This is a genomic window from Microbacterium californiense, assembly GCF_047246625.1.
Taxonomy (GTDB): Bacteria; Actinomycetota; Actinomycetes; order Actinomycetales; family Microbacteriaceae; genus Microbacterium.
In genome coordinates this window covers 59,029-77,897 of the sequence record NZ_JBFOKQ010000002.1, presented here as the reverse complement: position 1 = coordinate 77,897, position 18,869 = coordinate 59,029, and the positions used below count along the sequence as shown (strand labels likewise).

Here is an 18,869-nt window from a genome sequence, read left to right as displayed (position 1 = left end):
CCATGGCTCTGCACTTCCTGGTCGAATCGGCGTCCGAGGCCGAGGTCGGCTCCGTGGTGTCGCTGACGGGGGCCGAGGCGAAGCATGCCGCGGTGGTGCGCCGGCTGCGGGTCGGCGAGCCGGTCACCGTCGGCGACGGGGTCGGGGTCTGGCTGGAGGGCGTCGCCGAAGAGGTGACGCCGTCGCGCGTGGACGTGCGGATCGCCGCACGGACCGTGCACGCCGCTCCGGGCCCGCGGATCGTGCTGGTGCAGGCGCTCGCGAAGGGGGACCGCGACGAGCTCGCCGTCCAGGCGGCCTGCGAGCTCGGGGTCGACGAGATCGTGCCGTGGCAGGCCAGCCGGAGCATCTCGCGCTGGGAGGGACCGAAGGCGGTCAGGGGACGCGAGCGATGGGCGACCATCGTCCGCGAGGCCGCGAAGCAGGCCCATCGTGCCTGGGTGCCCGACGTGCGGGCGCCCCAGACGACGGCCGCCCTGGCGGAGCGCGCTGCGACCGACCGGGTGCTGCTGCTCGACCCCTCAGCATCCACCCGTCTGTCGGAGATCGAGGCCGACGGACGCGACCTCGTCCTGGTGGTCGGCCCCGAGGGCGGGATCTCCGACGACGAGCTGGCTCGGCTGACGGATGCCGGGGCGGAGCGCGTGCTCCTCGGCGACACCGTCCTGCGCACCTCGACCGCGGGACCCGCGGCGATCGCGGTGCTCTCCGTCGCGCTCGGACGCTGGTGATCCGCGTCGTTCCGGCCGTCGCCGGGTGCCCGGCGTCTAGACTGGACGCATGACCGAGCCCTCGATCTTCACGCGCATCCTCGAAGGGGAGATCCCCGCAGAGGTCCTCGCCGAGACGGATCGGGTCTTCGCGATCCGCGACATCGCGCCGAAGGCGCCGGTGCACCTCCTGGTGATCCCCAAGACGGCGGAGTACCGCGACGTCGCCGAACTGGCGGCGGGCGACCCCACGCTGCTCGCCGAGATGGTGTCGCTGGCGAAGGAGCTCGCCGCGCAGCACACGGACGACGGCGACTTCCGCCTCGTCTTCAACTCCGGCGAGAACGCCGGACAGACGGTGTTCCACGTCCACGCGCATGTGCTGGGCGGCGGACTGGATGAGAAGAGCGTCGGTGCCTGACAATCACGATCGCGGAGACGGGGTCCCCGAACGTCGCTCCGGCACCCCCGCGCCCGAGTCGGTCCAGACGATCTACGCCGACGGTGTCGCGATGGTGCAGCTGCTCGGCCCGCAGGACCGCCTGCTGCGGATGCTCGAGAAGGAGCATCCCGAGGTGCAGGTGCTCGTGCGCGGCAACGAGATCACCCTCAGCGGCTCGACGGCGGCGGTCGCGGCGGCCGCGCGCCTGGTCGAGGAGCTGCTGCAGATGTCCCGGGCGGGACACGACCTGGCTCCGAGCGATGTGACGAGCTCGGCCCGCATGCTCCGGCAGGAGGGCGGTCCCCGCCCGAGCGAGGTGCTGGGCGAGGCGATCCTCTCGACGCGCGGCAAGGTTATCCGCCCCAAGACCCTCGGTCAGAAGGAGTACGTCGACGCGATCGAGCAGAACACGATCGTCTTCGGCATCGGGCCGGCCGGCACGGGCAAGACCTACCTCGCGATGGCCAAGGCCGTCCAGGCGCTGCAGCGCAAGGAGGTCACCCGCATCATCCTCACGCGTCCGGCCGTGGAGGCGGGGGAGCGGCTCGGGTTCCTGCCCGGCACCCTGACCGACAAGATCGACCCCTACCTGCGGCCCCTCTACGACGCCCTCAACGAGATGATGGACCCGGAGATCGTGCCTCGCCTGATGGCGACCGGCACCATCGAGGTCGCCCCTCTCGCGTACATGCGCGGCCGCACGCTCAACGACTCGTTCGTCGTGCTCGACGAGGCGCAGAACACGACGCCGGAGCAGATGAAGATGTTCCTCACCCGGCTGGGGTTCGGCACGCGGATGGTCGTCACTGGCGACATCACGCAGGTCGATCTGCCGCAGGGTGCGTCCGGTCTGCGCCTGGTGACCCGGGTGCTCGACGGCATCGACGACATCCACTTCGCCCGGCTGACCAGCGACGACGTCGTGCGTCATTCCCTCGTCGGGCGCATCGTCGACGCCTACAGCGAGTACGACGAGCGGCGCACCGCAGTGCGCGCGGAGCGCGACCAGGCCGCCGAGTTCGCCAATCGCGCCGAGCGCCGAGGCGCCCAGCGCCCCGGACCCCGTGACCGGATGCCCAAGCGAGGACTCTCATGATCGAGATCAACAACGAGTCGGCCATCGACGTCGACGAGACGGTGCTGCAGCGCCTGACGGACTACAACCTCGCGCAGCTGCACGTGAGCCCCGACGCCGAGGTCGCGATCGTCCTCGTCGACGAGGGTGCGATGGAGGCCCTGCACGTCCAGTGGATGGACGAGCCCGGCCCGACCGACGTGTTGAGCTTCCCGATGGACGAGCTGCGTCCGGGCTCGGAGGACCGCCCCACCGCTCCGGGACTCCTCGGGGACATCGTGCTGTGCCCGCAGGTCGCCGAGACGCAGGCTCAGGCGGCGGGTCACTCCCTCATGGACGAGCTCATCCTCCTGACGACGCACGGTCTGCTGCACCTCCTCGGTTTCGACCACGCCGAGCCCGACGAGGAGCGTGAGATGTTCGGCCTGCAGAAGCAGCTCATCCAGGGCTTCGCCGCCGCCGAACGCGGTCGATGACCGCGGCCGCCGTCTTCCTCCTCGCCGGCGCCGTCCTCCTCGTCGCCTTCGGCGGCCTCATGGCGGCCATCGATGCCGCCTTCGGGGTGCGCTCGCGCTCCGACCTCGAGGAGATGGGATCGGAGGGGCGCAACGCCGCCCAGCTCGCGCGGATCGCGGCCGATCCCGACGCGCACGTCAACGCGGTCTCGTTCATCCGCGTGCTCGCCGAGACGACCGCCGCGGTGCTCGTCACGGTCGCGCTGACGTCGCTGTTCGAGAACATCTGGTGGGCCATGCTCGCCGCCGCCGTGCTGATGACCGGGATCACGTTCGTGCTGGTCGGCGCCAGCCCGCGTTCGTTCGGGCGTCATCACGCCGACGGACTCCTGCGGGCCACCGCCCCGATCGTGCGGGGCCTGCGCATCATCCTCGGCCCTCTCGCCCAGGGCCTCGTCGTGCTCGGCAATCGCGTCACCCCCGGTGCCGGCCGCAGTTCCTTCACCTCGGAGGAGCAGCTGCTGAGCATGGTCGACGAAGCGGCATCCAACGATCTGATCGAAGAGGACGACCGCGACCTCATCCACTCCGTGTTCGACTTCACCGACCAGTTCGTCCGTGCCGTCATGGTGCCGCGCACCGAGATGGTCACCGTCGACGCCACCGCATCGACCAGCGAAGCCATGGGGCTGTTCCTCCACCGCGGCGTCTCGCGCATGCCGGTCGTCGACGACGAGGCCGACGACGTGGTCGGGGTGCTGTACCTGAAGGACCTGGTGCAGTTCGCCTACCGCGACGAAGGCGCCTGGCGCGGAGCGTCCATCCGCCCGATCTCGCGCCCGGCGACCTTCGTGCCCGAGTCGATGCGCGCCGAGACCCTGCTGCAGCAGATGAAGCGGGATGCCGTGCACGTGTGCCTCGTGATCGACGAGCACGGCGGCATCTCCGGGCTGGTCACCCTCGAGGACCTGATCGAGGAGCTCGTCGGGGAGATCTCGGACGAGTACGATCAGGTGTCCGCGGAGTTCGTCGACCTGGGCGACGGACGCTACCGCGTCAGCTCGCGATCGTCGTTGGAGGACGTCGGCGACCTCTTCGGGCTCGAGCTCGAGGACGAGGACGTCGATTCCATCGGCGGCCTGCTCGGCAAGGCGCTGGGGCAGGTCCCGCAGCCCGGCGCCACGGCCGTCGTGGACGGACTGGTCCTGACCGGAGGCGCCTCGCGCGGACGGGGCAGGGGGATCGCCTCGGTCTTCGTGGAGCGGGCGCACAGTGCCGCGGATGCGGTCGAGGAAGAAGGAGAGCGACGCGATGACTGAGCAGAGCCGGAGCGGGTTCGTCACCTTCGTCGGACGACCGAACGTGGGCAAGTCGACGCTCACCAACGCCCTGGTGGGCGAGAAGATCGCGATCACGAGCGAGAAGCCCCAGACCACGCGTCGGGCGATCCGAGGGATCCTCAACCGTCCGGACGGGCAGATCGTCATCGTCGACACCCCCGGCATCCACAAGCCGCGGACGCTCCTCGGCGAGCGTCTCAACGACCTGGTGGAGCAGGTGCTCGGCGACGTCGACGTCATCGGCTTCTGCGTGCCGGCGACGGAGAAGGTGGGACCCGGCGATCGGCGCATCGCCGCTTCGCTCGACGGCTACCCGCGAGCGAAGAAGGTCGCCATCGTCACCAAGACGGATGCCGCGAGCCGCGACGACATCACCGAGCGTCTGATGGAGGTCGATGCGCTCCGCGAGGACTGGGCGGCGGTGATCCCGCTGTCGGCGCTCACCCGAGAGCAGCTCGAGGTCCTCGCCGACGAGCTGCTGCTGCTCATGCCGAAGGGCCCTGCGCTCTACCCCGAAGGCATCACGACCGACGAGTCCGCGGAGGACCGCATCGCGGAGATCATCCGCGAGTCCGCCCTCGAGGGCGTACGCGACGAGCTCCCGCACTCGATCGCCGTCGTGGTGGACGAGATCGCCCCCCGCGAGGACTCCGACCTCACCGACGTGCACGCGTCGATCGTCGTCGAACGCGACAGCCAGAAGGCCATCATCATCGGCCACAAGGGCAAGCGGCTGCGGGACGTCGGGGCACGGGCGCGCGCGGCCATCGAGGAGCTCCTCGGCACCCGGGTCTTCCTCGGGCTGCACGTGCGCGTCGCCAAGGAGTGGCAGCGCGACCCGAAGCAGCTCGGCCGCCTGGGATTCTGATCCCGCGTGCTCTGGGAGACCCGGCGCCGCCGCATCCTGCTAGCATGACGACATGCCTTTCGGCGGTCTGCTTCTTCTTAGCTGCCGCGACGAGTCCTAAGAGCTAGGGCCTTCCTCGTCGCGGCGCTTGTGTTGGCCCGTTCATCTTGACGAAGAGAAGAAGCCCCATCATGCAGAACACCCAGCGCCCGTCGTCCATGCCGATCCACAAGTACCGGCCGTTCCACGAGCAGATCGCCGTCGACCTCCCCGACCGCACCTGGCCGGATGCCCGCATCACCACGGCACCGCGATGGTGCGCCGTCGACCTGCGCGACGGCAACCAGGCGCTCATCGACCCGATGTCGCCGGAGCGCAAGCGCGTCATGTTCGAGCTGCTGGTGAGCATGGGATACAAGGAGATCGAGGTCGGATTCCCGTCGGCGAGCCAGACGGACTTCGACTTCGTGCGGCAGCTCATCGAAGAGGATCTGATCCCTGACGACGTCACGATCCAGGTGCTGACCCAGGCGCGCGAGCACCTCATCGAGCGCACCTACGAATCGATCGCCGGCGCGAAGCAGGCGATCGTGCACCTGTACAACTCCACGAGCGTGCTCCAGCGCGAGGTCGTCTTCCGCACCGACAAGCAGGGCATCATCGACATCGCGCTCGAGGGCGCCCGGCTATGCCGGCAGTTCGAGAAGCGCATCCCGGAGACCCAGGTCTTCTACGAGTACTCGCCCGAGAGCTACACGGGCACCGAGCTCGAGTTCGCCGCCGACATCTGCAACCAGGTCATCGAGGTCTTCGAGCCGTCGCCCGAGCGGAAGGTCATCGTCAACCTCCCGGCCACGGTCGAGATGGCCTCACCCAACGTGTACGCCGACTCGATCGAGTGGATGAGCCGCCACCTGAATCACCGCGAGAACGTCATCCTCTCGCTGCACCCCCACAACGATCGAGGCACCGCCGTCGCCGCCGCCGAGCTCGGCTACATGGCGGGGGCCGACCGCATCGAGGGATGCCTGTTCGGCAACGGCGAGCGCACCGGCAACGTCGACCTCGTCGCGCTGGGCATCAACCTGTTCACGCAGGGCATCGACCCGCAGATCGACTTCAGCGACATCGACCAGGTCAAGCGCACGGTCGAGTACTGCAACCAGCTGCCGGTGCCCGAGCGCAGCCCGTGGGCGGGAGACCTGGTCTTCACGGCGTTCAGCGGATCGCATCAGGACGCCATCAAGAAGGGCTTCGAGGCGATGGCCGCGCGCGCCGAGGCCGAGGGGGTCACGGTCGACGAGATCGAGTGGGCCGTGCCGTACCTGCCGGTGGACCCGAAGGACCTCGGACGCTCGTACGAGGCCGTGATCCGGGTCAACTCCCAGTCGGGCAAGGGCGGCGTCGCGTACCTCCTCAAGGCCGACCACGCGATCGACCTGCCGCGCAAGCTGCAGATCGAGTTCTCGGGCGTCGTGCAGACGAAGACGGATGCCGAGGGCGGCGAGGTCACGAGCGACCAGATCTGGTCGATCTTCTGCGACGAGTACCTCCCCGCGGCGTCGACCGCAGACAAGTGGGGGCGCTTCGAGCTCCTCGCGACGCAGACGCGGAGCGACATGTCGGGAGACGTCGTGCTGGATGTGGTGCTGCGCGACGACGACCAGGAGCTCTCGGTCGTCGGCAACGGCAACGGCCCGGTCGCCGCGTTCATCGAGGTGCTCCGGGCGCAGGGCTTCGACATCACGCTCTACGACTACGTCGAGCACGCGCTCAGCGCCGGCGGCGACGCGCAGGCCGCGGCCTACGTGGAGCTGCAGATCGGCGATCAGCGGCTGTGGGGCGTCGGCATCGACGGAGACATCTCCACCGCGTCCCTCAAGGCCATCGTGTCGGGGGTGAACCGCTCGATCCGCGCACGGCAGTCGGAGCTCGCGGCCGTCTGACCGGCACCCGCTCCCTGAGCGAGCGCGGGCGTCTTCCCGGTCCCTGCGCGAGCGCAGCGAGACGAAGGGCGTCCGTCAGGGCTTGACGATCGGGATCGTGCCCGTCTCGGCCGCCACCTTGCGTCGGTACAGTCGTCGTTGCTCCGGGAGCGAGACGTCGAACGTGACCGCCAGCACGCGGATGACGGCGGTGACGGCGATCCCGATCACGGCGGCGAGCGTGATCGGCACGTCCAGCGCGACGGCGACGACGATGAACGTGCAGCCGGCCCCCGCCGCGACCGCGTAGAGCGACCCCACGTGCATGATCGCGGTGGGCAGGCCCATGAGCATGTCCCGGAGGATGCTGCCGCCCACCGCGGCGCACACCCCGATGAACACGGCGGGCACCTCCGGGATGCCGAAGGCGAGGGCCTTGCTGGTCCCGAACGCGCCGAACATGCCGATGACGACCGCGTCGAGCACGACGATCACGGTGTTGAGGCGGCTGAAGATCCCGGCGAGGAGCATGCCGAAGAGCGCGGCACCGGCCGCGGTGACGAGATACCACTGGTTCTGCAGGGTCGCCGGGGTCTGACCGAGGAGGATGTCGCGGATGAGACCGCCGCCCATGCCGATCATGATGCCGATGATCGCGACGCCCAGCCAATCGAGACGGCGCTGACCCTGGAACCCCGAGGCGAACAGCGCCCCCTGGACGCCGCCGAGCCCGACGCCGAGCAGATCCGCCCAGAACGGAATGGTGAAGAGCGGTTCGGTCACCCGTCCATTCTCGCGCACGGACGATAATTGACGGGTGCCCACCTATCGAGATGAAGCGGTGATCCTGCGCACCCACAAGCTGGGCGAGGCGGATCGCATCGTGACGATGCTGTCGCGACGGCACGGGAAGGTGCGCGCGGTGGCCAAGGGCGTGCGGCGCACCTCGTCGAAGTTCGGCTCTCGTCTGGAGCCGTTCATGGTGGCGGACGTGCAGCTCTACCAGGGCCGCTCGCTGGACATCGTGCAGCAGGCGGAGTCCCTGGGCTCGTACGGCGCCGACATCGTCGCGCACTACGACCGCTTCACCTCGGCCAGCGCGATGGTCGAGACGGCGGATCGACTCAGCGACGCGGAGGCCACGCCGGAGCAGTACCTGCTGCTGGTCGGCGGCCTGCGGGCGCTGTCGCGGGGGGAGCACGCGCCCCGCAGCATCCTCGATTCATATCTGCTGCGCGTCATGGCGCTCTCGGGGTGGGCCCCGTCGCTCGGCGACTGCGCGCGCTGCGGCGCTCAGGGCCCTCATACGACCTTCGTCGCCCAGCTGGGCGGCCTCGTCTGCAGCGCCGACGCGCCGGCCGGAAGCCCGAGGGTGAGCGAGCGCGCGGTGGCTCTGCTGCGCTCCCTCATGGCGGGGGAGTGGGATGCCGTCGACGCGGCGTCCGCGACCGACACGGCGGCGGCCTCCGGCCTGATCGCCGCCTACGCCCAATGGCACCTGGAGCGCGGCATCCGCTCGCTCGCGCACGTGTCCGACGATCCCGGAGGAGCCCGGTGACCCCGAAGCCCTACACGCACAAGGATGCGGTGGCCTATCGGCCCCTCGACTGGACCGGGGTGCACCCGCCCGCCTTCCGAGCCGTGCCCGAGCACGTGGCGATCGTCATGGACGGGAACGGGCGGTGGGCCAACCGGCGGGGACTCAGCCGGGTCGAAGGGCACAAGGCCGGCGAGGAGGTGCTCCTCGACGTCGTCGCCGGGGCCATCCAGGCGGGGGTGAAGCATCTCTCGGTGTACGCCTTCTCCACCGAGAACTGGGCGCGCTCCCCCGAGGAGGTGCGGTTCCTGATGGGCTACAACCGCGACGTGCTGCACCGACGTCGAGATCAGCTCAACGAATGGGGCGTCCGGGTGCGCTGGGCCGGGCGCAAGCCGCGCCTGTGGGGCAGCGTCATCAAGGAGCTGCAGTACGCCGAGCAGCTCACGCGCGACAACGACGTGCTGACCCTCACGATGTGCGTGAACTACGGCGGGCGCGTGGAGCTCGTCGACGCGATGCGCTCGATCGCCGACGACGTCGCCGCGGGCCGCGTGAAGCCGAACGCCATCACCGAGAAGATGATCCGCCGTCACCTGTACGTGCCCGACATGCCGGACGTCGATCTGTTCCTGCGGAGCTCGGGGGAGCAGCGCACCTCCAACTTCCTCCTGTGGCAGTCCGCCTACGCCGAGATGGTGTTCCTCGACACCCTCTGGCCGGACTTCTCGCGCGAGGAGCTGTGGCGGGCGATCGGCATCTACCTGTCGCGCGACCGTCGCTTCGGCGGTGCCGTGGACACGCCCGACGCCTCGGCCTGAGCACGCAGTCGGAATACGAGTCGCCGGCGTGGGGTTGGATGACGATGTGAGCGAACCCATCTCCATCGACATCTGGTCCGACATCGCCTGCCCGTGGTGCTACATCGGCAAGCGCAATCTCGAGAAGGGGCTCGAAGCCGTCGCCGGCGATGACGACGCGCCGCAGGTCACGGTGACCTTCCACTCGTTCGAGCTCTCGCCCGACACGCCCGTCGACTTCGACGGCGACGAGATCGACTTCCTCTCCGGCCACAAGGGCATGCCGCGCGAGCAGGTCGAGCAGATGCTGTCGCACGTGACCGGTGTCGCCGAGAACGCGGGTCTGCAGTACCGCTTCGACCTCCTTCAGCACACCAATACGGTCAAGGCCCACGAGCTGCTGCATTTCGCGAAGGCGCAGGGCGCGCAGCACGCGATGGAGGAGCGGCTCATGTCGGCTTACTTCACCGAGGGCAAGCACGTCGGCCGCATCGACGACCTGGTCGACCTTGCCGTCGAGGTCGGACTCGAGGCGGATGCCGTGCGTCACGCACTCGAGAACGAGCACTTCCTCCCGGCCGTCCGTCAGGACCAGGCGCAGGCGCGCGCCTATGGCATCCAGGGCGTGCCGTTCTTCGTGATCGACGGCCAGTACGGCATCAGCGGCGCTCAGCCGCCGGCCGCGTTCGAGAACGTGCTGCGAGACCTCTGGAGCAAGCGCGGCGAGACCGAGCCCGAGACGGCGGCGGTCTAGCGGGTCAGCGCCGCCTCGATCGCACCGACGATCGCGGGGTCGTCCGGCTTCTGCTTCGGCCGGAACCGGAGGACCTCGCCGTCGGGCAGCACCAGGAACTTCTCGAAGTTCCACTCCACGCGTCCGGCCTTGCCCGCCGCATCCGGGGTCTCCTTGAGAGCCTTGTAGAGCGCCGAGGCGTTGCGGCCGTTGACCCTGACCTTGTCGTTCACCGGGAACGAGACGCCGTACGTCGTGGAGCAGAACTCCATGATCTGCTCGACGGACCCCGGCTCCTGCAGGAACTGGTTGCTCGGGAAGCCGACGACGCTGAAGCCGCGGTCGCCGTAGAGGCGCTGCAGTTCCTCGAGCTGCTCGTACTGCGGGGTGAGGCCGCATTTCGAGGCCACGTTGACCACCAGCACGACGTCCGCACCGAGATCGTCGAGCGTCTTCTCGTTGCCCTGGGCATCGACGAAGGGGATGGAACGGATCGCGGAATCGGTCATACTCCACAGCATAGGTCGGTGCGGCGACCGAGGCCCCGCGTCTGGGAGAATGGAGACGACATGACTCTCGCCACCGCATCCGCGCGCACGCTTCGCATCGGTCCGATCGACCTCGACGTGCCGGTGGTCCTCGCGCCCATGGCCGGGATCACGAACACCGCCTTCCGCCGTCTCTGCCGCGAGTACGGCGCGGGACTCTACGTCAGCGAGATGATCACCTCGCGGGCGCTCGTCGAACGCAACGAGTCGACCATGCGTCTCATCCGCCATCACGAGAGCGAGACGCCCCGGTCGATCCAGCTGTACGGCGTCGACCCGAAGACGATCGCCGAGGCGGTGCGCATCATCGTGGCCGAGGATCACGCCGATCACATCGACCTGAACTTCGGATGCCCCGTCCCGAAGGTGACCCGCAAGGGCGGCGGAGCGGCGCTCCCGTGGAAGAGCTCGCTCTTCGCCGACATCGTCACCCAGGCGGTGAAGGCCGCGGGCGACATCCCGCTCACGGTGAAGATGCGCAAGGGCATCGACCCCGACCACCTGACCTACCTCGACGCCGGTCGTGCGGCCGAGGACGCGGGGGTCGCGGCCGTCGCCCTGCACGCCCGCACCGCGAGCGAGTTCTACTCGGGCCACGCGGACTGGAACGCGATCGGCGAGCTCAAGCAGGCCGTCACGAGCATCCCCGTGCTCGGCAACGGCGACATCTGGTCGGCGGAGGACGCCGTGCGCATGATGGAGCAGACCGACTGCGACGGCGTCGTCGTGGGTCGCGGATGCCTCGGACGCCCGTGGCTCTTCGGCGACCTGGCGGCGGCCTTCGGTGCCGAGGTGCGGCCGGTGGATGCGACGCTCGGCTTCGTGGCGGACGCGTTCCGCCGTCACGCAGAGCTCCTGGTGGAGTTCTTCGAGGACGAGGACCGCGGGTGCCGGGACGTCCGCAAGCACGTCGCCTGGTACTTCAAGGGCTATCCGGTCGGCGGCGACATCCGCACGGGTCTCGCGACGGCATCGAGGCTCGCCGAGATCGACGATCTGCTCGGCCGGCTCGATCACACCGCGCCCTACCCGGGGGCGGATGCCGAGGGTCAGCGCGGTCGTGCGGGCCGTCCGAAGCGGCCGGCGCTGCCGGACAAGTGGCTGGAGTCGCGCGAGATCGCGGCCTCGGCATCCGAGATGATGCGCGGAGCGGAGATCGAGAACAGTGGCGGCTGACGCGTCGTCCGTGGCGCGGGCGCCCCGCACCGACGGCTACGACTCCCGGGACGCCGAACGGTTCTTCTCCGAGACCCACCGTTCGGAGCGCGACGACTTCGCGCGCGACCGCGCCCGCGTGCTGCACTCCGCCGCGCTCCGGCGTCTCGCGGCCAAGACCCAGGTGCTGAGCCCCGCCAGCACGGCCGACTTCGCCCGCAACCGGCTGACGCATTCGCTCGAGGTGGCCCAGGTCGGGCGAGAGCTCGCCGCCGCCCTCGGCGTCTCCGCCGATGTCGTCGACACGGCCTGCCTGAGCCACGACCTCGGGCACCCGCCGTTCGGGCACAACGGCGAGCGCGCGCTGAACGAATGGGCCGAGAACATCGGCGGGTTCGAGGGCAACGCCCAGTCGCTGCGCATCCTGACCCGGCTCGAGGCCAAGGTGCTCGACGACGACGAGCGCTCGGTCGGGCTGAATCTGACGCGCGCCAGCCTCGACGCGACCTGCAAGTACCCCTGGACCGTCGACAGCCCCGTGCCCGACCCGGGCGGGCGGCTGAAGTTCGGCGTGTACCCCGAGGACGAGGCGGTCTTCCGCTGGATGCGCGAGGGGGCTCCCGGTCGTCTGCGCTGCATCGAGGCCGAGATCATGGACCTCTCCGACGACATCGGGTACTCGGTGCACGACTTCGAGGACGCGATCGTCAACGGCTACGTCGACGTCGCCCAGCTCTCCGACCCGTCGGCGCACGACGCGCTCGTCGGCCGCGTCCAGCAGTGGGTCGGCTACGACTTCACCCGCGAGGAGCTCGCGGACGCGCTGTATCGGCTCTCCTCGCAGCCGATGTGGCTGCGCTCCTTCGACCGCAGCCGTCAGGACCTCGCGCGTCTGAAGAACCTCACGAGCGACCTGATCGGCCGCTTCGCGCGGGCGGCGGTGTCGGCGACGCGCGAGGCGTACGCCGGGCCGGTGCTCGTCCGGTACAACGCGCACGTGGTCGTGCCACGGGTGGTCGAGGCCGAGATCGCGGTCCTCAAGGGCATCATGGGGCAGGCGATCGTGACGATCGACGCCCGCAAGGGGGTCTACAAGGAGCAGCGGCGGGTGCTGAAGCGACTCGCCGACGCCCTCTGGTCGACCGACACGCTCTGGTCGGCCGGTGCCGACGTGCTCGAACCCGCGTTCGCCGCCGACTTCGTCGCGGCTGAGAACGACGCCGAACGGGCGCGCGTGGTCGTCGACCAGATCGCGAGCCTCACGGATCAGAGCGCGATCGACTGGCACAACCGCCTCGTGGGCGAGATCGACCCGGCAGAGGTCGGCATCTGGACGCCGCGGCACGCGCGTCCGGCCGCCCGCCATGCCGAGAGGCGGTCGGTCGTCGAAGGTGTCGGCTGATGCCGCGCATCCGTCAGGCCGACGTCGACGAGGTCAAGGCCCGCACCAACATCGCGGACATCGTCGGTGAGCGCGTCGCGCTGAAGTCCGCCGGTGTGGGGTCGCTCAAGGGGCTGTGCCCCTTCCACGACGAGAAGAGCCCGAGCTTTCACGTCCGCCCGCAGGTCGGCTACTACCATTGCTTCGGCTGCGGCGAGTCGGGGGACGTCTACTCGTTCCTCCGGGAGATGGACCACGTCAGCTTCACCGAAGCGGTGGAGCGGCTGGCCGGCCGTATCGGCTACACCCTGCACTACGAGGACGGCGGGGCCGCGCCCGAGACCAGCGGACGCAGTCGCCTGTACGCCGCGAACTCGGCGGCGGCGGAGTTCTTCCGCGCGCAGCTCCTGACGGCGGATGCCGAGGCGGCGCGGCGCTTCCTGGGGGAGCGCGGCTTCGACGCGGGGGCCGCCGCGCACTTCGGCGTCGGCTTCGCGCCCCGCGGATGGGACGGGATGCTGAAGGCGCTGACGGCGCAGGGCTTCACCCGGGAGGAGCTGAGCACCGCCGGACTCGTCTCCACGGGGCAGCGCGGGGTCTACGACCGCTTCCGCGGCCGGCTCGTCTGGCCGATCCGCGACGTGTCCGGCCAGACGATCGGCTTCGGCGCGCGCAAGCTCTTCGACGACGACCAGGGTCCCAAGTACCTGAACACCCCCGAGACGCCGATCTACAAGAAGGCGCAGGTGCTCTACGGACTCGACCTGGCCAAGCGCGACATCTCCCGCGGCGATCCACGACGGGTGGTCGTGGTCGAGGGCTACACCGACGTCATGGCCTGCCACCTGGCGGGGATCACCACGGCGATCGCCACCTGTGGAACGGCGTTCGGTGCCGATCACATCAAGGTGTTGCGCCGGGTGATGGGAGACGACAACGCGTCGGGCGAGGTCGTGTTCACGTTCGACGGCGACGAGGCAGGGCAGAAGGCCGCTCTCCGTGCCTTCACCGAAGACGACCGGTTCAACGCCCAGACCTTCGTCGCGGTGGCTCCGGACGGTCTGGACCCGTGCGATCTGCGTCTGCAGCGCGGTGACGCGGCGGTGCGCGGGCTCATGGACACCAAGGTCCCGATGTTCGAGTTCGCGATCGACCGCAAGCTCGCGGGCTTCGACCTGGCGACCGTCGAGGGGCGCGTGGGTGCCCTTCGCGCAGCCGCCCCCATCGTCGCGGAGATCCGCGACCGCCTCCTCCGTCCGGGGTACGAGCGGGTGCTGGCCCGTCGGCTGGGGATGGACCCGACCGAGGTGCACGCCGAGGTGGAGCGCACGGCGCGCGGAGCGGCCGCACCGACGGCGGCGCGCGCGAGAGAGCCGCAGCCCGCGCACGGGGATCCCGGCGCTCCGGGGATCGCGCCGGTGACGCTCGCCACGCTGCCGCGCTCCGCGGACGTGGCGGTCGAGCGCGACGCGCTGATGGGCACCCTGCAGTACGGTCATCGGATCGATCAGCCGCTGCTGGCGCGGGCCCTCGCCGGCGCGTTCCGCACTCCCGCCCTCGAGGCCGTGCGCGCCGCCGTCGCGGCGGCCCCGGACCGCACTCGGACGGGGTGGGCCACCGAGGCGGTGAACGGCGTGCGCGAGCCCTACCGCTCGCTGGCGGGGGAACTGCTGATGATGCCGTTCCCCGCGCGCGACGAGGAGGGCGCGGTGGCCTCGGCGACCGACCTGGCGCGCCGGCTGATCCTGCGCCAGCTCGAGCAGGAGAAGCAGGAGCTGCTCGGGGCGGTGCAGCGCGTGCCGGCGGACTCCGACGGCGGCCGCGCGCTGCGGGTGCGCCTGCGCGACATCGACATCGAGCGCCAGCGATTCGCCGAGTCCTGATTCGCCTCGGCGCGCAGCGGCAGGGCAGGATGGTGACATGTCCCGTCGGCACGCCTCCTCGAATGCGATCGAATGCTCGGATCTGGTCATCGACCGGATCGGGCACGGCCTGCCGACCCGTGCCGTCGACGGCGTGACGTTCTCTCTCGCTCCGGGTGAGCTGCTGTGCGTCGCCGGCCCCACAGGCTCCGGGAAGTCCAGTCTCGTCGCTGCGCTGGCGGGATCCACCGATCCGTCGGTCAAGGTCGTCGGAGGCCGGGCGGAGGTGTGCGGCGTCGACGCGCGTCGCCCGGGGCGCCGGCACCGCCTGCTGACCTACCGCACGGGATTCGTGCCGCAGGGAGCCGGTGCCGACCTTCCTCCGCGGCTCACCGTGAACGAGGTGATCGCCGAGCCGATCCTCGTGCGGGAGAAGCGGGTGAACGCCCGAGCGCTGTCCATCCGCGTCGCCACACTGCTCGACGAACTGCATCTGCCGCTGGGCACCGCCGACCGCTTCCCGTACGAACTGAGTGCGGGGATGCGGCAGCGGGTCGCGATCGCGCGATCCTTCATCCTCGATCCGCAGGTGCTCATCGCCGACGAGATCCTCGCGAACCTCGATCTCGAGGTGCGTCCTGTGGTGTTCGATGCGATCACGCGCCGCCGCAAGGAGCAGTCCATGGCTGCCCTGCTGGTGACGAACGACGCCGATTTCATCCGCGAGCTCAATGCCGAGACGCTCATGCTCCGATCCGGGCACGTGGTCGCGAGAGGCGTGGGCAAAGACCTCCTGTGGGTTCCGAACGCCGAGGCGGATTCGCGCCACTGACGCGACACGCCCGACGTCGCGCGAACGCCGCCCGATGTCACGTGCACCCCTCGGAGTTTGCTAAGCTTGTCGAGTTGCCCGCACAGCGGTGCACATTCCTCGGTAGCTCAATTGGCAGAGCAGCCGGCTGTTAACCGGCAGGTTCTTGGTTCGAGTCCAAGCCGGGGAGCCAACGAGAAGCCCCTCCTTCGGGAGGGGCTTCTCGCATGTACGGGAGCGCCTCCGGCGGCCCTTGCGGTCAGAAGCGCGACGCCGAGTTCTTCTTGTCGTGATCGAGGCCGGTCGGCGGCGTGTTCTGGCCGCCGGGGCCGGGCGCGGTCGGCGTGAAGCCGGCATCGTCGTCGCGCGTCTTGCCCACAGGAACCTCCGTGGCCTGCTCCTCGCGCGGGTCCTTCGCATCGGACATCAGGAACTCCCTTCGTCGTGGAAGTCCCACGGTGACCCGCGGGACGTGACGGGAGGAGGGGGTTGACCGTTCCGGAGGCGCGAGGTATCGGGATCACGCGGACGCCGACGACCGGCTCGCGCGCTTCGCGTCCTGATACACCCGGATCGCCTCGTAGCGCTCGGCGGAGCGGGCCCGGCGCTTCGCGGCCTGCTCCTCCCTGTTCTTGGGCGGAGCCGTGGTCACGAGGTCGTCGAGCAGGACGCGCGCGGCACGGGCGATCTCGAGCACGGCGCGATCGAAGGCGGCCTGGTTCGCGCGCGACGGCGACGTGCTGCCCGAGATCTTGCGGACGAACTGCAGCGCCGCGTCGTGGCATTCCTCGTCGGTCGCGGCGGGGGCGAGATTGTTGAGAGGCACGATGTTCCGGCACATGCTGACAGGCTAGATCTCCGTGGCGCGCACGCCAAGGGGTTCCCCGCAGGCCTGCCGGGGCGACGCTGCGATCAGCGAGCGGCGCCCTCGAGCGACCCGGTCGTCTGTCCCGCCGGGTCGGAGATCACGCACTGCACGATGCGGTCGTCGTAGCCGTCCCACGTGTCCTTGGTCGGCGTGATGGGGTAGACCTCCAGCGTGGACTGGTCGTAGCCGATGCCGACGAAGTTCGTGTAGGCGTCGCCGATGCACTCCTGGCTGGCGGCGTTGATCGCGTCCTCCGAGTACTCGCCGTCGTCCATGGTGATCTCGTAGTAGACCTCTTCGTCGTGCGGCTCCTCGCACGGCACGACGTCCGCATCCTCGATGAGGCCGCTCGGGCTCTCCATCTTGCAGTCGCCGAGCTTGAGGGCGAAGATGTCGATGTTCGCGCTCTCGGTGACCTGACCGGTCTCCTCGTCGCGGTCCGCGTCGCCCGAGCCGCCGCCGAGGATGCTGTTGATCGCGCTGCATCCGCTGAGGGCGACCGTGAGGGCCACCGCGGAACCGACCAGTGCGAGCGTCCGTCGCGTGCGCATCTTCCTCATCGCCGTTCCTCCAGGCCGTCAGGGAGCTGGGCATATCAGCATGCCTTACGGGGGAAACGGTATCGGGGGCGCAACCTGCGCCGCAACTCCGTCCGTGCTCCCGCTGACCGGGAGAACTCAGCCCTCGAGGTCGTCGACGCCCGGCATCCAGCTCGCGCCCGGACGCCCCCAGCCGCGCTTGCGGGCGATCTTCTGCACCGTCTTCCAGTCACCGTCGGACAGACGGTCCACGTACAGGATGCCGTCGAGGTGATCGAACTCGTGCTGCATGATGCGCGCGCGCCAGCCGTCGACATCGATCGACACCGGCGCCCCGTCGAGATCGAGCCCCGTCACCCGGACCCGCTCGGACCGCCGCAGAGCGAATCGCTCGCCCGGGAACGACAGGCAGCCCTCCGACTCGAGATCGGGGTCGGGCTCGCCCGGCTCGAGAGGCGTCATCCACAGCTCCGGGTTGAGGATCACCCCGCGCCACGGCTGGTCGTCGTCGTCGACGTAGGCGTACGTGTAGATGCGCAGCGGCACGCCGACCTGCGGGGCGGCGAGCCCCACGCCGGGGGCCGTATCCATCGTCTCGAACATGTCGGCGACCAGACGCCGGACGTCGTCGGTGATCTCCTCGACGGGGGCGGCGGGGGAGTGCAGGACGGGATCGCCCATGATGCGAATCGGAAGTACGGCCACGTCACAACCCTACTGGGCGGGGTCTGCCGGGTAGGGTCGTAGGGTGATTGCAGGGGTGTGGATGAACACGGCGGAGGACGTCGGCGAACAGCTCGTCGGCGCCTTCCAGAATCCCGGTCTGCTCCTGGGCATCCCGCTGGCCCTCGCCGGAGCCGTTTTCATGTCGCTGGGCGCGCAGTATCAGCACCGCGGCGTCGAGAAGGTGGAGCGTCTGAGCGGAGCCCAGGGCGCCAGCGGCCTGAGCCTCAATCAGATCAAGAGGCTCCTCACGCGCCCGTCCTGGATCGCCGGAACGCTCATGCTCGGGCTCGCGATCGTCTGCCAGCTGGCGGCGCTCGTGCAGGCCCCGCTCATCGTCGTCCAGCCGCTCGGCGCGATCGCCCTGGTCATCACGACACTGCTGAACGCCCGTATCTCCGGGCATTCCCCGACGAGGCAATCGATCACGGCCATCGTCTGCTGCGTCGGCGGCATCTTCCTCTTCGTCTTCTTCGCCGCGATGTTCGCGACGGAGCAGGACGTCACGGACCGCGAGCTCTTCGTCATCCTCGCTATCCTCCTCGTCGTCATCATCGTGCTCGGGGCCTGCTGGCTCATCCTCCGCCACCGCATGCGCGCCCTGTTCTACGTGATCGGTGCGGGCATCCTCTACGGCTTCGTGGCGACGCTGGCCAAGGTGGTCATCAAGCGCATCGAGGCCGGTCAGTTCGAGTGGATCACGGCCGTCTGCGTGCTGGCCCTCGTCGCCGCCGCGGCGGTCGGCGCCTACTTCGTGCAGACCGCCTACAGCTCCGGCCCCCCCGATCTCGTCATCGCCGGTCTCACCGTCGTCGACCCGCTCATCGCGGTGCTCATCGGAATGGTCATCCTCGGCGAGGCCGCAGCGGCGCCGCCGTGGGTGCTCGTGATCTTCGGGGTCGCCGGCGCGGTCGCGGTGTGGGGTGTCGTGGGGCTCGCCCGCTACCACCCGCAGGTGCTCAGCGACAGCCAGGAACTGGGGATCGTCCGCGGCAGCGGCACGACCGCGACGCCCACCGGCGACGGCTCCGGCGCGCAGCCGCCCGTTCCCGGTTCGCCCGGCGCCGACCGCGGCACCGGCGACACCGACCGCCCCTGAGACAGGCGGCACCCGTTCA

At 69.7% G+C, this 18,869-nt stretch carries 21 protein-coding genes and 1 tRNA gene; 16 read left to right on the top strand and 6 right to left on the bottom strand.

The window, feature by feature from the left end:
* The first annotated feature begins 2 nt into the window (after positions 1-2).
* The 7 genes from AB3M82_RS11655 to leuA all read left to right on the top strand — a co-directional run bounded on the left by AB3M82_RS11655 (position 3) and on the right by leuA (position 6,815).
* Positions 3-731 (top strand): 16S rRNA (uracil(1498)-N(3))-methyltransferase, encoded by a 729-nt coding sequence (locus tag AB3M82_RS11655; RefSeq protein ID WP_412958110.1) that lies wholly within the window; start codon positions 3-5, stop codon positions 729-731.
* Between the two features lie 49 nt (positions 732-780).
* Positions 781-1,131: a histidine triad nucleotide-binding protein gene (locus tag AB3M82_RS11650; protein WP_412958109.1), complete on the top strand. Its 351-nt coding sequence runs from the start codon at positions 781-783 to the stop codon at positions 1,129-1,131.
* A gap of 91 nt (positions 1,132-1,222) precedes the next feature.
* Positions 1,223-2,248 (top strand): PhoH family protein, encoded by a 1,026-nt coding sequence (locus AB3M82_RS11645; protein WP_412958592.1) that lies wholly within the window; start codon positions 1,223-1,225, stop codon positions 2,246-2,248.
* Positions 2,245-2,703 (top strand): rRNA maturation RNase YbeY, encoded by a 459-nt coding sequence (ybeY, locus tag AB3M82_RS11640; protein ID WP_412958108.1) that lies wholly within the window; start codon positions 2,245-2,247, stop codon positions 2,701-2,703. The genes AB3M82_RS11645 and ybeY overlap by 4 nt, the downstream gene beginning before the upstream one ends.
* On the top strand, positions 2,700-4,001 hold the full coding sequence (locus tag AB3M82_RS11635) for a hemolysin family protein (protein ID WP_412958107.1): 1,302 nt from the start codon (positions 2,700-2,702) through the stop codon (positions 3,999-4,001). Before ybeY ends, AB3M82_RS11635 begins: the two co-directional genes overlap by 4 nt.
* Positions 3,994-4,890 (top strand): GTPase Era, encoded by an 897-nt coding sequence (gene era, locus AB3M82_RS11630; protein WP_412958106.1) that lies wholly within the window; start codon positions 3,994-3,996, stop codon positions 4,888-4,890. Before AB3M82_RS11635 ends, era begins: the two co-directional genes overlap by 8 nt.
* Positions 4,891-5,060: 170 nt before the next feature.
* A complete protein-coding gene (gene leuA / locus AB3M82_RS11625; protein ID WP_412958105.1) occupies positions 5,061-6,815 on the top strand; it encodes a 2-isopropylmalate synthase in 1,755 nt (584 codons plus the stop codon).
* Positions 6,816-6,890: 75 nt separating this feature from the next.
* Here leuA and AB3M82_RS11620 read toward each other — a convergent pair whose 3' ends face one another.
* Complete coding sequence (locus tag AB3M82_RS11620; RefSeq protein WP_412958104.1) at positions 6,891-7,577, bottom strand: trimeric intracellular cation channel family protein; 687 nt, start codon at positions 7,575-7,577, stop codon at positions 6,891-6,893.
* 34 nt (positions 7,578-7,611) lie between these two features.
* On the opposite strand from AB3M82_RS11620, the gene recO reads away from it, so the two are divergent.
* Genes recO through AB3M82_RS11605 form a run of 3 tightly spaced genes read left to right on the top strand, consistent with a single transcriptional unit; the run spans position 7,612 to position 9,885 of the window.
* Positions 7,612-8,352 (top strand): DNA repair protein RecO, encoded by a 741-nt coding sequence (gene recO, locus AB3M82_RS11615; protein WP_412958103.1) that lies wholly within the window; start codon positions 7,612-7,614, stop codon positions 8,350-8,352.
* The gene (locus tag AB3M82_RS11610) at positions 8,349-9,152 is read left to right on the top strand and encodes an isoprenyl transferase (RefSeq protein ID WP_412958102.1); all 804 of its coding nucleotides are present in this window, start codon (positions 8,349-8,351) and stop codon (positions 9,150-9,152) included. The genes recO and AB3M82_RS11610 overlap by 4 nt, the downstream gene beginning before the upstream one ends.
* A 46-nt stretch (positions 9,153-9,198) precedes the next feature.
* Positions 9,199-9,885, top strand: a complete 687-nt coding sequence (locus AB3M82_RS11605) for a DsbA family oxidoreductase (protein ID WP_412958101.1) — start codon at positions 9,199-9,201, stop codon at positions 9,883-9,885.
* On the opposite strand, the gene AB3M82_RS11600 is transcribed toward AB3M82_RS11605, so the two are convergent.
* Entirely contained in the window at positions 9,882-10,373 is a 492-nt protein-coding gene (locus AB3M82_RS11600; RefSeq protein WP_412958100.1) for a glutathione peroxidase, read from the bottom strand. The two genes, AB3M82_RS11605 and AB3M82_RS11600, sit on opposite strands and share 4 nt — an antisense overlap.
* Before the next feature lie 60 nt (positions 10,374-10,433).
* On the opposite strand from AB3M82_RS11600, the gene dusB reads away from it, so the two are divergent.
* From dusB to AB3M82_RS11575, 5 genes are all read left to right on the top strand, one after another.
* Entirely contained in the window at positions 10,434-11,588 is a 1,155-nt protein-coding gene (dusB, locus tag AB3M82_RS11595; RefSeq protein ID WP_412958099.1) for a tRNA dihydrouridine synthase DusB, read from the top strand.
* Positions 11,578-12,969: a deoxyguanosinetriphosphate triphosphohydrolase gene (locus AB3M82_RS11590; protein WP_412958098.1), complete on the top strand. Its 1,392-nt coding sequence runs from the start codon at positions 11,578-11,580 to the stop codon at positions 12,967-12,969. The genes dusB and AB3M82_RS11590 overlap by 11 nt, the downstream gene beginning before the upstream one ends.
* Positions 12,969-14,831: a DNA primase gene (dnaG, locus tag AB3M82_RS11585; protein WP_412958097.1), complete on the top strand. Its 1,863-nt coding sequence runs from the start codon at positions 12,969-12,971 to the stop codon at positions 14,829-14,831. The genes AB3M82_RS11590 and dnaG overlap by 1 nt, the downstream gene beginning before the upstream one ends.
* Before the next feature lie 37 nt (positions 14,832-14,868).
* Entirely contained in the window at positions 14,869-15,642 is a 774-nt protein-coding gene (locus AB3M82_RS11580; protein ID WP_412958096.1) for an ATP-binding cassette domain-containing protein, read from the top strand.
* 96 nt (positions 15,643-15,738) lie between these two features.
* A tRNA-Asn gene (locus AB3M82_RS11575) sits at positions 15,739-15,814 on the top strand.
* Positions 15,815-15,880: 66 nt separating this feature from the next.
* Here the strand turns inward: AB3M82_RS11575 and AB3M82_RS11570 are convergent.
* The 4 genes from AB3M82_RS11570 to def form a co-directional block, all read right to left on the bottom strand.
* The gene (locus AB3M82_RS11570; protein WP_412958095.1) at positions 15,881-16,048 is read right to left on the bottom strand and encodes a hypothetical protein; all 168 of its coding nucleotides are present in this window, start codon (positions 16,046-16,048) and stop codon (positions 15,881-15,883) included.
* Positions 16,049-16,141: 93 nt separating this feature from the next.
* Positions 16,142-16,462 carry a DUF2277 domain-containing protein gene (locus AB3M82_RS11565; RefSeq protein WP_412958094.1) on the bottom strand — a complete coding sequence of 107 codons (321 nt, stop codon included), beginning with the start codon at positions 16,460-16,462 and terminating at the stop codon, positions 16,142-16,144.
* A 71-nt stretch (positions 16,463-16,533) separates the two neighbouring features.
* On the bottom strand, positions 16,534-17,049 hold the full coding sequence (locus tag AB3M82_RS11560) for a septum formation family protein (RefSeq protein ID WP_412958093.1): 516 nt from the start codon (positions 17,047-17,049) through the stop codon (positions 16,534-16,536).
* A gap of 117 nt (positions 17,050-17,166) precedes the next feature.
* Positions 17,167-17,733, bottom strand: a complete 567-nt coding sequence (def, locus tag AB3M82_RS11555) for a peptide deformylase (protein ID WP_412958092.1) — start codon at positions 17,731-17,733, stop codon at positions 17,167-17,169.
* A 61-nt stretch (positions 17,734-17,794) separates the two neighbouring features.
* Between def and AB3M82_RS11550 the strand changes: the two genes are divergently transcribed.
* Positions 17,795-18,850, top strand: a complete 1,056-nt coding sequence (locus tag AB3M82_RS11550; protein ID WP_412958091.1) for a DMT family transporter — start codon at positions 17,795-17,797, stop codon at positions 18,848-18,850.
* Positions 18,851-18,869 lie beyond the last annotated feature (19 nt).